The sequence below is a fragment of the Pseudomonas sp. FP2309 genome (genome assembly GCF_030687575.1).
Classification (GTDB): Bacteria; Pseudomonadota; Gammaproteobacteria; order Pseudomonadales; family Pseudomonadaceae; genus Aquipseudomonas.
The window spans coordinates 3,266,444-3,280,386 of record NZ_CP117439.1 but is presented as its reverse complement, the minus strand read 5'-3'; the positions used below and the strand labels follow the sequence as shown (position 1 = coordinate 3,280,386).

General features: G+C 62.1%; 9 protein-coding genes. 5 read left to right on the top strand and 4 right to left on the bottom strand.

Annotation, left to right across the window (positions count from 1 at the left end):
* Positions 1-70 precede the first annotated feature (70 nt).
* Complete coding sequence (locus tag PSH59_RS14840) at positions 71-1,777, top strand: ATP-binding protein (protein WP_248083484.1); 1,707 nt, start codon at positions 71-73, stop codon at positions 1,775-1,777.
* Positions 1,778-1,779: 2 nt separating this feature from the next.
* The gene (locus tag PSH59_RS14835) at positions 1,780-4,299 is read left to right on the top strand and encodes an excinuclease ABC subunit UvrA (RefSeq protein WP_248083483.1); all 2,520 of its coding nucleotides are present in this window, start codon (positions 1,780-1,782) and stop codon (positions 4,297-4,299) included.
* A gap of 70 nt (positions 4,300-4,369) precedes the next feature.
* On the opposite strand, the gene tkt is transcribed toward PSH59_RS14835, so the two are convergent.
* Positions 4,370-6,424, bottom strand: coding sequence for a transketolase (tkt, locus tag PSH59_RS14830; RefSeq protein ID WP_305393039.1), 2,055 nt, complete (start codon positions 6,422-6,424; stop codon positions 4,370-4,372).
* 174 nt (positions 6,425-6,598) lie between these two features.
* Here tkt and PSH59_RS14825 point away from each other — a divergent pair, with 174 nt between their 5' ends.
* Complete coding sequence (locus PSH59_RS14825; RefSeq protein ID WP_248083481.1) at positions 6,599-6,826, top strand: YdcH family protein; 228 nt, start codon at positions 6,599-6,601, stop codon at positions 6,824-6,826.
* A gap of 133 nt (positions 6,827-6,959) precedes the next feature.
* Here the strand turns inward: PSH59_RS14825 and PSH59_RS14820 are convergent, their stop codons facing one another.
* Positions 6,960-8,336, bottom strand: coding sequence for a VOC family protein (locus tag PSH59_RS14820; protein ID WP_305393038.1), 1,377 nt, complete (start codon positions 8,334-8,336; stop codon positions 6,960-6,962).
* Between the two features lie 288 nt (positions 8,337-8,624).
* Between PSH59_RS14820 and PSH59_RS14815 the strand changes: the two genes are divergently transcribed.
* Both PSH59_RS14815 and PSH59_RS14810 read left to right on the top strand, forming a co-directional pair.
* Positions 8,625-10,034 carry an OprD family outer membrane porin gene (locus tag PSH59_RS14815; protein ID WP_248083479.1) on the top strand — a complete coding sequence of 470 codons (1,410 nt, stop codon included), beginning with the start codon at positions 8,625-8,627 and terminating at the stop codon, positions 10,032-10,034.
* A gap of 68 nt (positions 10,035-10,102) precedes the next feature.
* Positions 10,103-12,730, top strand: a complete 2,628-nt coding sequence (locus PSH59_RS14810; protein ID WP_305393037.1) for a glucosidase — start codon at positions 10,103-10,105, stop codon at positions 12,728-12,730.
* A gap of 60 nt (positions 12,731-12,790) precedes the next feature.
* Here PSH59_RS14810 and PSH59_RS14805 read toward each other — a convergent pair whose 3' ends face one another.
* Positions 12,791-13,105, bottom strand: a complete 315-nt coding sequence (locus PSH59_RS14805) for an SCP2 sterol-binding domain-containing protein (protein WP_248083477.1) — start codon at positions 13,103-13,105, stop codon at positions 12,791-12,793.
* A 56-nt stretch (positions 13,106-13,161) separates the two neighbouring features.
* Positions 13,162-13,872 carry a histidine phosphatase family protein gene (locus PSH59_RS14800; RefSeq protein ID WP_248083476.1) on the bottom strand — a complete coding sequence of 237 codons (711 nt, stop codon included), beginning with the start codon at positions 13,870-13,872 and terminating at the stop codon, positions 13,162-13,164.
* Between the last annotated feature and the right edge of the window lie 71 nt (positions 13,873-13,943).

Here is a 13,943-nt window from a genome sequence, read left to right as displayed (position 1 = left end):
CAGATGAAACCAACCGCGCCGTGTAAGCTCCAAAAATGGCGACTGTCTTCTCTTTGCCTTGAGCCAAACGATGCAATTCTTATCCAACCCCCATGGCTGTGAAGGTTGGGCCGGTGAAATGGCCCAGCGTATTCGTGGGTTCGATTGGTCGACCACCGACCTCGGGCCGATCGACCAATGGTCCACCAGCCTTGCGTGTACCGTGCAGATGATGCTCGCCTCGCCGGTGCCCATGGTGATGCTCTGGGGGCGGGCGGGTTACATGATCTACAACGACAGCTACTCGGCATTTGCCGGCGGCCGGCACCCGTACCTGCTGGGCACGCCGGTGGAATTGGGGTGGCCCGAAGTGGCGGATTTCAACCGCCACGTGGTGGACACCTGCCTGGCCGGCGGCACCTTGTCGTTCAACAACAAGGACCTGGTGCTGCTGCGCAATGGGCAGCCGGAAACGGTCTGGCTGGACCTGTATTACAGCCCCGTCGCCGGTGACGATCAGCAACCGGCCGGGGTGCTGGCCATCGTGGTCGAGACCACCGAACTGGTGAAGTCCGAGCAGGTGCGCCAGGAACTCACCCATAACCTCGAAAAGCGCGTCGCCGCCGAAGTGCAGGCGCGCTCGGTCGCTGAAGACCAGTTGCGCCAGTCGCAAAAACTCGAAGCCATCGGTGGCCTCACCGGCGGCGTGGCGCACGACTTCAATAACCTGTTGCAAGTGATCTCCGGAAATCTGCATCTGCTGGCCCGCCATGAGCCGGACAACCCTCAGGTGCAGCGTCGCGTCAGTGCCGCGATTGCGGCGGTGGAGCGTGGCGCCAAGCTGTCGGCGCAATTGCTCGCCTTTGCCCGGCGCCAGCCGCTGTCGCCGGCGGTGTACAACCCCTTGCGCATCTACGAAAACCTCGGCGAACTGTTGCAGCGCGCGCTGGGCGAAACCATCCACCTGGATGTGCAATTGCCCACAGACCCCTGGTGCATCCACGTTGACCGCAACCAGTTGGAAAATGCCTTGCTCAACCTGGCGATCAATGCCCGCGATGCCATGAAAGGCGAGGGCGTGATTCGCATCACCGGCGAAAACATCATCCTCAATCCCAACGACTGCATCGGCAAAAGCATCAGCCCCGGCGAGTATGTGCGCCTGGCGGTGAGTGACACCGGGGTGGGCATGTCGCCGGCCATCCAGGCCAAGGTCTTCGAGCCGTTCTTCACCACCAAGCGCGACGGACACGGTACCGGCCTGGGCTTGAGCATGGTGTTCGGCTTCGTGCGCCAGAGTGGCGGGCATGTCGACGTGTGTAGCGCAGAAGGCCAGGGCACCGTGGTGCAGTTGTATTTTCCACGCAGCCTGGGCGAGGAATGCCAGGAGTCGCCGTCCGAGCCTGTGGCGTCGATGGGCGGCCAGGAAACCATCCTGGTGGTGGAAGACAATGAAGGCGTGCGCCTGACCGTGGTGGAGGTGCTCGAACAATCGGGCTACACCGTGCTCACCGCTGAAGACGGTGACCAGGCCATCCTCAAGTTACAAGGCGGCCTGCAACCGGACCTGATTTTCACCGACGTGGTCATGCCTGGCCGGGTCAAGAGCACCGACCTGGCCGACTGGGCCCGCCAGCAACAGCCCCCCGTGCCGGTGTTGTTCACCTCCGGGCACACCCGCGACATCCTCTCCAGCAACCACTTGCTGAGCCCCGATATTCATCTGCTGAGCAAGCCCTACAGCCCCGAAGCCCTGACGCTACGGGTGCGCCGCGTGCTCACCGCCAGACAAGGTTGACCATGACGTCCCAGCGCAACATCCCCCCGATCACTGCCCAACGCCCAGGTTTTGTGCGGGTGCGCGGCGCTCGCGAACACAACCTGCGTAATGTCGATGTGGACATCCCCCGCGATGCCCTGGTGGTGTTTACCGGGGTGTCGGGCTCGGGCAAATCGTCCCTGGCATTTTCCACGGTGTATGCCGAGGCCCAGCGGCGCTATTTCGAGTCGGTGGCGCCCTATGCGCGGCGCTTGATCGATCAAGTGGGCGTGCCCGATGTGGACAGCATCGAAGGCCTGCCGCCCGCCGTGGCCCTGCAACAGCAACGCGGCACGCCGAGTGCGCGCTCGTCGGTGGGCAGCGTCACCACCTTGTCGAGCCTTATCCGCATGCTTTACTCCCGCGCCGGCAGCTACCCGGCGGGGCAGCCGATGCTGTACGCCGAGGACTTTTCACCGAACCTGCCCCAGGGCGCCTGCCCGCAATGCCACGGTTTGGGGCGCGTGTATGAGGTGACCGAGGCATTGATGGTGCCCGACCCCTCACTGACGATTCGCCAGCGCGCGGTGGCCGCCTGGCCGCTGGCCTGGCAGGGCCAGAACCTGCGCGACATCCTGGTGACCCTGGGCTACGACGTGGATATCCCGTGGCGCGACCTGCCGAAAAAGCAGCGCGACTGGATCCTGTTCACCGAAGAAACCCCCACTGTGCCGGTGTACGCCGGTCTCACCCCGAAGCAAACCCGCGACGCACTCAAACGCAAGCTGGAGCCGAGTTACCAAGGCACATTCAGCGGCGCGCGGCGTTATATCCTGCACACCTTCACCCACACCCAAAGTGCGCTGATGAAAAAGCGCGTCGCGCAATTCATGCAGGGCAGCCCGTGCCCGTTGTGCGAGGGCAAGCGCCTGACCAGGGCGGCGTTGTCGGTGAAGTTTGCCGGGGTGGACATCGGTGAGTTATCGCAGTTGTCGCTAGCGCAACTGGCCGAACTGCTGCGGCCGGTGGCGGCGGGGCAGGACAGGATGAAACTGTCTGTGGAAAAACGCCTGGCGGCGCAGCGCATTGCCCAGGATTTGCTCGAGCGGGTCAGCACCTTGACCGAGCTGGGGTTGGGTTACCTGTCCCTGGAGCGCAGTACGCCGACGTTGTCGTCCGGCGAGTTGCAACGTTTGCGTCTGGCCACTCAATTGGGTTCGCAACTGTTTGGCGTGATCTATGTGCTGGATGAACCGTCGGCGGGGTTACACCCTGCCGATGGTGAAGCGCTGTTCATCGCGCTTGAGCGCTTGAAGGCGGCGGGCAATTCACTGTTTGTGGTGGAGCACGACCTGGAAACCATGCGCCGCGCCGACTGGCTGATCGATGTGGGCCCGGCTGCCGGCGAGCATGGCGGCCAAGTGTTGTACAGCGGCCCGCCGGCCGGCTTGGCCGATGTGCAGGCCTCTCAGACCCGCGCGTACCTGTTTGCCGAGCCGGGCACCTCGCATCGGGTGCGCCGCGAGCCCAGCGCCTGGTTGAAGCTGGCGGGGGTGACGCGCAATAACCTCAACGACCTGAGTGTGGCGTTTCCGCTGGGCTGCTTTACTGCCGTGACCGGTATTTCCGGCTCGGGCAAGTCGAGCCTGGTCAGTCAGGCGCTGTTGGAACTGGTGGGCAGCGGGCTCGGGCGCGTGGTGGAAAACGACGACGAACCGAGCCTGGAAGACGACGCGCCGCAAACCAGTGGTGGGCACATCAGCGCCGGGCTGGAGCACATCCGCCGCCTGGTGCAGGTGGACCAGAAACCCATCGGCCGCACCCCACGCTCGAACCTGGCCACCTACACCGGGCTGTTCGACAACGTGCGCAAATTGTTCGCCGCCACACCGGCGGCGAAAAAGCGCCAGTACGATGCCGGGCAGTTCTCCTTCAACGTCGCCAAAGGCCGTTGCCCGAACTGCGAAGGAGAGGGGTTTGTCAGCGTTGAATTGTTGTTCATGCCCAGCGTCTATGCGCCGTGCCCGACCTGCCATGGCGCGCGCTACAACCCCGAAACGTTGGCGATCACATGGCAGGGCTTGAGCATCGCCCAGGTGTTGGCGCTGACCGTGGAACAGGCGGTCGAGGTGTTTGCCGAACAGCCAGGCGTACTGCGCTCGCTGCAGGTGTTGCGCGATATCGGCCTGGGCTATCTGCGGCTGGGACAGCCGGCCACCGAGCTGTCCGGTGGCGAAGCGCAACGCATCAAGCTGGCCACTGAATTGCAACGCAACGCACGGGGCGCGACCTTGTATGTGTTGGATGAGCCAACGACCGGGTTGCACCCGCGGGATGTGGACCGCCTGCTCAGCCAACTCAATAACCTGGTGGATGCAGGACACACGGTGGTTGTGGTGGAGCATGAGATGCGCGTGGTGGCCCAGAGTGACTGGGTGATCGATATCGGCCCAGGCGCAGGCGACCTTGGCGGGCAGGTGGTTGCCAGCGGTCCGCCGCAGAAGGTGGCCCGGAGCAAGAAGAGCCGCACTGCGCCCTTCCTGGCCCGAGCGCTGAATTAGGCCGTACGACCGCCGGGCTTTTGTGGTGAGCGGGTTTGCCCGCGCGAGGCAAGCTCGCTCACCATAATGGTCAGCGATTGGCGCGTTCGATTTGTTGCCTGGCCTGGCTCACGACGTGCTCAACGGTAAACCCGAACTTCTCCTGCAACTTGGCCAGCGGCGCCGAGGCGCCAAAGCTGTTCATCACCACCTTGTCGCCGGTCTGCCCCACATAACGGTCCCACCCCAACGGGCCGGCCTGTTCAACCACCACCCGGGCTTTCAACGTCGGCGGCAGCACGCTGTCGCGATAGGCCTGGTCCTGTTCTTCGAACAACTCCCAACTGGGCATCGACACGACCTGCGCGGCAATCCCTTCTTTTGTGAGCCGCTCATACGCGGCCACGACCAAACTCACTTCGCTGCCCGTGCCGATCAGGATCACCTGCGGCTCCTGCGCGGCGGCCAGCACATAAGCGCCCCTGGCCGCTCCGGATGCCGCTGCATACTGCGTGCGGTCCAGCGTCGGCAGCGGCTGGCGCGACAGCACCAGGCAACTGGGTCGATGGGTTTGCGCCAGGGCGACTTTCCACAGTTCTCGTGTTTCATTGGCATCGCCTGGGCGCAGGGTCAGCAGGCCCGGTGTGGCGCGTAGCTGGGTCAGCTGTTCGATGGGTTGGTGCGTGGGGCCATCCTCACCGACGCCGATGGAGTCGTGGGTGAACACGAACACCACCGGCAACTCCATGATCGCCGCCAGGCGGATCGGCGGTTTCATGTAGTCGCTGAACACCAGGAAGGTCGAGGTGTACGGGCGCAGGTAGGACAGCGCCATGCCATTGGCAATCGCGCCCATGGCGTGTTCACGGATACCGAAATGCAGGTTGCGCCCGCTGTAGTCGTCGGCACTGAAGCGTCCCGCACCGTCAAAAGTGAGGTTGGTCTTGGTCGACGGCGACAAATCCGCCGAGCCGCCGAGCAGCCAGGGGATGTGCCTGGCGAAGGCATTCAGCACTTCACCACCGCAGGCGCGACTGGCAACGCCCTTCGCGTCGGCGGCAAAATCGGGTAATTCGGCCTGCCATTGCGTGGGCATTTCTCCGGCGCGCATGCGCTGCAATTCATCGGCCAATAGCGGGTCGAGGTCTGCCAGGGTCTGGTTCCACTGCTGCAGCAACGGTTCGGCCCGGGCGTGCAGGGCATCGCGCAGCACCGTGCGTGCTTCATCGGGCACCAGAAAGCTCGAATCCTGCGGCCAGCCATACGCGGCCTTGGTCAGGCGGATTTCCTCGTCACCCAACGGCTCGCCATGGGCGGCGGCGGTGTTGTGTTTATGGGGCGAGCCGTAGCCGATCACGCTGTCGACCACGATCAGGGTTGGTGCGCCGGTGTTGGCCTGGAAGGTCGCCAGGGCGGTGCTCAGGGCGTGCAAGTCATTGGCGTCGGTCACGTGCAAGGTGTGCCAGCCGTAGGCCTGGAACCGCTTGATCACGTCCTCGCTGAAGGCCAACTCAGTGTGGCCTTCGATGCTGATGGTGTTGTTGTCGTAGATCCAGCACAGGTTATCCAGCTTCAGGTGCCCGGCCATGGACGCCGCTTCGCTGCTGACGCCTTCCATCATGTCGCCGTCGCCGCACAGGGTGTAGACGTTGTAGTCGAACAGCACCTGGCCGTCGCGGTTGTAACGCTCGGCCAGCCACCGCTCGGCCATGGCCATGCCCACGCTGTTGGCGCAGCCCTGGCCGAGTGGCCCGGTGGTGGTTTCCACGCCAGTGGTCATGCGGTATTCCGGGTGCCCTGGGGTCTTTGAGTCGGCCTGACGAAACTGCTGGATATCGTCCAGGCTTATCGCCGGCTGCCCGGTGCGTTTACCCTTGGCATCGATCTCTACCACGCCGGCCAGGTGCAGCAGCGAATACAGCAGCATCGACGCATGCCCCACTGACAACACAAACCGGTCGCGGTTAGGCCAGTCGGGATGTTCGGGGTGATAGCGCAGGAAGCGGCTCCACAGCGTGTATCCCACTGGTGCCAGGCCCATGGGCGTGCCGGGGTGGCCGGAATTGGCCTTTTGTACGGCGTCCATCGCCAGGGTGCGCAGGGTGTTGATGCACAGGGTGTCGACAGTGGTGGCAGCGTTAGTCATGAACCGGTCTCCCTCGAGTGGCGATCTAGTGTGGAGGGCCGGGCGCCGCAAAGGTTTGATCCCATCGGCGTTACCGCGACGAACGGGGATGTATTGAGCGTAAACATGACAAGACCCCTCGCAATGGTCTAGCTTCAAGTGCGTAAGCCATTGATCAACTTGCGGAGGTAAGCCATGCCAGTGAAACACGACCTGTATCAGGACTTGGGATTGAGCAAGGAAGTTGTTCACGAACGCAGGGCGAGCGATAAACGCCTGGACTCGCTGCTCACGCAATACGACGCTGCCGATGGAGACGTGCTGGAGGCCGAATCACGCAAAGCCGACGACAGGGAGGTGGAAGTGCTGAAGAAGAAACGCCTGCTGATAAAAGACCAGATCGCCGGACGATTGGACGCCTGATACGAATCAGGTTTTGCCCGGATTTACCGGCGGGGCATCGCGTGACTCTGTCTTTGTGATGCCCTGCGCCCACCCGGCTCCGGGGACTGTTGCGGCGCAAGGACTGCGTCGATGAGCCGGGTGGCATCTTGTTTCAGGCGTTCAGTGCTTCCATGCACTCATCCATCGACCGCTGTTGCGTCTCGTCATAAAGCGTCAATTCATCAAGGGTCTTGCGCCCCAGCGCTTGCTCGAACTCGGCTTGATTCGAGTTCGCAGCGTAATGACTTTGTGCGGCATCCCCCAGGTTCGACTGGAAGATCCCCGCCGCGCTCACCGGTAGAAAATCCTCATACACCAACGGCTCCACATCGACATGGCCGGCGGCGATCAGCGCCTCCAGTGTGCGCGGCTGATTGGCGCTGCCGCGTGCCAAAAGGCCCTTTTCTGTGGCGAAGTAGCGGAAGTAGGCCAGGCCCTGCTCACGCATGTGCGCATGGTTGTCGGGGAAGACCTGGAAGTGTTGTTCCATCAATTGCATGTAGCGCGCGGCGTTGGTGTCGTTGGGGAACGCGCCCAATTCGTCGCGGGCGGCATTGAGCAATCGGTCATACAGCGCGCGCCCCTTGGGGGTGAGTGCGACGCCACGTTGTTCGATTTCACCGAAGCGCGCGCTGTGGCTGCCTCTGGCGTCGGTGAAGGCGATGGCTTCGTCGAGGGCCTTGAAACTGGTCTGGCGCAACAGGATCGGGCATTGGCGGCGCGGTGGGCCTTCTATCACGGCTTTGGGGGTGATGCCTTTGCCGGGCATGGCGGCCTGCACTTGGTCGATGTCCAGGGTGCGCGGGGTGAGGTGGTTGATGTGCGGGCCCTTGAAGGCGACCACGTCGGCGATCAGGCGGTGCTGGTCGCTGAGCTGTTGGTACTGCGCGGCGGTGACGGTGGCGGTGTGGTGCCAGCGGAAGGTTTCCAGGGCCTGACGGATAAATTCGGCGGCGTCGTCGGTGTTAAGGCCGCCGTCTTGTTCCGCTTGCTCGATCAGGGCGAGGGCGCGAGGGGTGAAGATCGAGCGCTTGGCCAGGGCGGCGGCTGCGAAGGCGCGCAGGTCAGGGTTCTCGATCAACTCCAGGCGCAACAAGGAGGTGAACACGCGAAACGGGCTGGTTTGCAGCGCGTCTTCATGCACCGCGCGAAACGCCGTTGAGTGCACGGGCACGCCGGCTGGGGTGAGGTCGTAGTAGCCCACCGGTTGCATGCCCATCACCCCAAACAGGCGGCAGATGGTGGCCAGTTCCGCCGCGGTGCCCAGGCGGATGGCGCCGTGGCGCTCCATGTCCAGGCGCTGGATCTCGCCGGTGCGTTGCAGCTGTCGGGCCAGGTCCGGTTCGGCGTCGAGCACGCGGGTATTGGTCTCGGCCACCAGCGCCATCAGCGCGCCGTACAGCGGAACTTCATCTCGGTACATCGCGGACATGGCCTGGGAAAAGCCCTTGCGGATCTCATCCGGGCTCACATGTAAGGAACTGGGCATAGAAAAATTCCTGATGGCGGTGGAGTGGGGCATGGCCTTTTGCTGGATCTTGTTGGGCTGCAGGCCGCCTTGCAAACGAAGATTCCTCTGGACTTCATTCTGCAAATGAATGGGATGACCTGAATATGACAAAAAACGCCTGTGCCGAAACTTCATTTTCGAGCGGTTTTTCTAACTTTTTCTTCACGGAGTCTGCCCCGGACCTCATGAAACAATCGTCACGGTTGTAGGGATGAAAACGCCGTTTGCACACACATCACATAAAAAAACGTTTAGGGGCCGTCGTTCATGAAGCTATCTACACTGGCGTTATCCATCACCGCCGCCGTGCTTGCACAACAGGCTTGCGCGGATGATTTCGGGCTCGGTTCGCTGGGCACCGGCAACGGTCACAGCGGTTTTCTGGAGGACAGCCATGCGTCCGTCAGTTCGCGGACCATGTACTACAGCGCCGACAACCGTTCGGGTACCAACAATGACTTGCGCGAAGCGGCCACGGCGCTGCGCTTTGACTACAAGTCCGGCTTTACCCAGGGCACCGTGGGTGTGGGCTTTGATGTGATGGGGTTCGGCGCCTTGCGCCTGGACGGTGGCGATGGCCACGCAGCGGGCCCAGGTCTGGCGGGTAACGGCAACAGCTTCTTCCCGACCAGGAACAACGGCACTGAACCTGCCGACTCCTTTGGCCGTGCGGCGGGGAATGTGAAGTTCCGTATTTCCCAGACCGAATTGCATGTCGGTGGCGGCCTGGCGCCGGTGTTGCCGATCCTGGTGGCCAACGACAGTCGTGTGGCGCCGCAGACGTTCGACGGCGGCGTGCTGACCTCGAACGACATTCCCAACGTGACCTTTACCGGCGGTGAACTGAACCGTGCAGAAGGTCGTGCATCGAGTAACGCCACGGGCTTGAGTGTCGCCGGTGGTCAGCGCGACAGCGACAGCTTCAAGTTCGGTGGTGTGGACTACAAGCCCTTCGGGTTTTCCGATAACACCCTCGCGAAAAACCTGACGCTGCAGTACTACTACGCCCAGTTGCAAGACTTCTACAAACAGAACTACGTCGGTCTGGTGCACGTATTGCCGTTGGGCAATGACCAGTCCTTCAAGACCGACCTGCGCTACTTCGACAGCACCAGCGACGGCAAGAATGGCTCGAGCGGCTATGCGTTCAACAACAACGGCGGCTATGCCAGGCATGCTGGCGAAGTGGACAACAAAACCTACAGTGCTGCCTTCACTTATCAGTTGGGCGGCAGCAGCCTGATGCTCGGCCACATCGGCGTAGGGGATGACGGCGGCTTTGTCTGGGTCAACCAGGGCAGCCTGGCCGACCCGCACGCGCAAGGCGCCGGCGGCAGCGACTTCTATCTGTTCACCGACGCGGTGGTCGGCCAGTTCTCCCGAGCGGGCGAGCAGGTCAACTTTGGTCAGTATGCCTATGACTTCAAGGCCTACGTACCGGGGCTGAAGGCGTCCGTGGCCTATCTGGACGGTAAGGACATCAAGTCCAGCGTTGCCGGTGGTCCTGACCAGAAAGAAAACGAAGCCGACTTCCGTTTGGACTACGTAGTGCAGGCCGGTCCTCTGAAAGGCTTCGGTACCACGCTGCGTACCGGTACCTATCACGGAAAAAACACCGGCACCGCCGACCAGGACCAGACCCGCCTGATCTTCAACTACACCTACGCCATCTTCTAAGTCTTCATGTGCATCCGGGCGTGGATGGGTCCTACACTGCACCTCACTGTGCAGGTGGAGGAGGACCCATGACGGCCACGCCCATAACCCAAACGATTGAAGGCCAACGCCTGGCGACCGAGGATGCCGAGCGTTGGCGCGATTGGGGCCCATACCTGAGCGAGCGCCAGTGGGGCACGGTGCGCGAGGACTACAGCGCCGATGGCGACGCCTGGCGCTATTTTCCCCACGAACATGCCCGCAGCCGTGCCTACCGCTGGGGCGAGGACGGCTTGGCCGGTTTCAGCGACAGAGCGCAACGCTGGTGCCTGGGGCTGGCACTGTGGAACGAACGTGATGCGATCCTCAAGGAACGTCTGTTCGGCCTCACCAATGCCGAAGGCAACCACGGTGAAGACGTCAAGGAACTGTACTTTTTCGTCGACGGTGTCCCGAGCCATGCCTACATGCGCATGCTCTACAAATACCCCCATGGGGCTTTTCCCTACAGCGACCTGATCAGCGAAAACGCCCGTCGCGGGCTGGCGGATGCCGAGTATGAAATCCTCGACACCGGCGTCTTTGAAGACAATCGCTATTGCGACGTCAGCGTCGAGTACGCCAAGCATCAGCCTGACGATATCTTCATGCGTGTCACGCTGCACAACCGTTCGGATCAGCCGACCCGCGTGCAGGTGCTGCCCCAGCTGTGGGCGCGCAATGACTGGAGCTGGACCGTTGATGCACCCAAGCCGCAGTTGCGCCTGGACGGTGAACGAGTGGTGGCCCGTCATCACGAATTGCCAGATCGCCAACTGACTGCCTGGGGCCAGGACGGCATGGAGTGGCTGTTCTGCGAAAACGAGAGCAACGTTGTCACACTGGACGGGCTGGCGGCGCCGGGGCCATTCAAGGACGGCATCAACGATTACGTGGTGCACGGGCAGGAGACGGCGATTCGCCGTGACCGCGGCACCAAGGTCGCCGCGCGGTTCATCCTTGAGCTGGCGGGCCTGCAAAGCCAAACCCTGTACCTGCGCTTTGCGCCTATGCAGGCACCACCGGTCAATGCGCGCAAGCTGTTCGAGCAACGTCGTCAGGAAGCCGACGACTTCTATGCCGCGCTGCAACACGGCATCGCCGATGCCGACGCGCGCAACGTACAGCGCCAGGCCCTGGCCGGTTTGCTGTGGTCCAAGCAACTCTATTATTTCGACGTGAACGGCTGGCTCGATGGCGACCCCGCCCAACCGGCGCCACCGCCCGAGCGCCTGCATATCCGCAACACCCATTGGCGGCACTTATCGAATTTCGACATCCTGTCCATGCCCGACACCTGGGAATACCCCTGGTACGCGTCCTGGGACCAGGGCTTCCAGGCGGTGGCGATCGCGCTGATCGATCCGGGGTATGCCAAGCATCAGTTGTTGCTGCTGGTGAAGGACCGCTTCATGCACCCCAACGGCCAACTGCCAGCCTATGAATGGCGGTTCGACGACGCCAACCCTCCGGTCCATGCCTGGGCCACCTGGCGGGTGTACCAGCAAGACAAGGCGATGACCGGCGTCGGCGACATGGATTTCCTCGAGCGGATTTTCCACAAGCTCCTGCTGAACTTTTCCTGGTGGGTCAACCGCAAGGACGCCGAGGGTCGCAACCTGTTCCAGGGCGGGTTCCTCGGGCTGGACAACATCGCCTTGTTCGACCGTTCGACCGCCTTGCCGCCGGGGTATCAATTGGATCAGGCCGACGGCACTGCGTGGGTCGCGGCGTATGCGCTGGACCTGATGCGTATCGCCCTGGAACTGGCCAAGCGCAATGGCGTGTACGTGGATATTGCGGTGAAGTTTTTCGAGCATTTTCTGTACATCGCCGGTGCCATCAACCGCGTCGATGACAGCGCCGATGGCCTGTGGGATGAGCAGGACTTGTTTTTCTACGATGTGCTTCACCGCCCCGACGGCCAGAACGAGCCCGTACGCCTGCGTTCGATTGTCGGCCTGATGCCGCTGTTTGCCGTGCTGGTGCTGGAGCAACGTGAACACGAAGGGTTGCAAGGTTTGCGTGAGCGCTTGCTGGGTTTTATGAAGCACCGACCGGACCTGGCTAAGTTGGTCTCGCGCTGGAACGAGCCGGGGCAAGGCAATCGCCTGCTGCTGGCGCTGTTACGCGGCGAACGCACCAAGGATCTGCTGCGGCGCATGCTCGATGACCGTGAGTTCCTCTCAAGCTTTGGTGTGCGTTCCCTGTCCAAGGCCTTCGCTGAGCAGCCTCTGGCGTTGAAGCTCAATGGCGACACGCTGTGCGCGCGCTATCAACCGGGCGAATCCGATTCGCGCCTGTACGGCGGCAACTCGAATTGGCGGGGGCCGGTATGGATGCCGGTCAATTACATGCTGATCGAATCGCTGCGCGAGTTTCACCGTTACTACGCGGATGACTTCTCGGTGGAGTACCCGACGGGCAGCGGTTATCTGTCGTCGCTGGAGGAAGTGGCGGACAGCTTAAGTCAGCGTCTGACGGGGTTGTTTCTTCGCGATGAAAATGGCCTGCGCCCTTCAATGGCAGGGTATGCGCAGTTGGAAGCGGACCCGGCGAGTCGTGATTTAGTGTTGTTCCATGAATATTTTCATGGCGAGACCGGGCGTGGGTTGGGGGCCTCCCATCAAACCGGGTGGAGTGCGCTGGTGGCGTTGCTGTTGCAACCGAAAATCTAACGCGAAAAAAAATGGGAGCGGACGTGTCCGCTCCCATTGGGATTCAGGGTTGCCCTTGAATCAGGAAGGGAACAGCTCGCTTAGCTTCATCGCCAGCATCATGTCGCCTTCGGTGCGCAGCTTTCCGCCCATAAAGGCCTGCATGCCGTCGGTGGAGCCATCGACGATACCTTCCAGGGTTTCGCTGTCCATGACCAGGGTCACTTGGGCGTCCGGGTTTTCGCCTTCCTGCAGCTCGCAGGTGTTGTCTTTGACGATCAGCGAAAAGTTCTTGGTGTCGTCAATGCGGAAACCGAATACCAGGTCCAGGCCGTCGGCAGCGCTTGGGTTGAATTTGGCTTTCATTGCTTCTACAGCTTTAGCTACGTCAGTCATGGTTTCGATCCTTTAGGGTGGAGTCCAGTGACCTTGGGGTCACGGTTGGCCGCATTTCATCGGAAGGTGATGAGTTGCGGCGCCTTCAACAGTTGCAAGTGGGTATGACTGTTGAAGGAAGCCAGTGCCACCTCGCGCCCGCGGAATTTCAGCTGGTTGAGCGAGGTGTTAACAATTTGCCAGTTCAGTTCGAAGGCCTGGGCGGCAGGCATTCGGGTAATCAGGTGGAGCAGGGCGGTGATGGTGCCGCCGGAGGTAAACACCGCGACTTTGTGCGAGTTGTCCGCCGTTTCAAGAATGCGTTGCAAGCCCGCCTGGACGCGTTCGACAAACCCCAGCCAGCTTTCCAGGCCGGGCGGGTCATACGTTCCGGCCAGCCAGCGGTCGATGATCAGGGCGAAGATGCGCTGGAATTCGCCGCGGTTTTGCGCGGCGTTACGCAGGATGTCCAGTGCGTCGGGTTCGGTGGTGAGCAGGTCGGGGAGCAGGGCGCGAATAATCGCGTCGGCATCGAATTCATTGAAGGCGCTGTCGGTCTCCAGGTCGGGAACCGGCAGGCCGAGCGCTGTGTAGCGATCGAAGGCGGCGGTGGCGGTGTGCTGCTGGCGGCGCAGGTCGCCGGCAATGCAGCGGTCGAATACCACGCCGAGGTCAGCCAGGTGTTGGCCGAGCACTTGCGCTTGCTCCACGCCTACGGGCGACAGCACGTCATAGTCGTCTGCACCGAAGGAGGCCTGGCCATGTCGAATCAGATAGATGCTGCCCACGTCCGTTTTCCCGGTACGTTGAAAGTCTGGCGAGGTTATGAGGATGCCGGAGAGCTGTCAATGAAAAAACA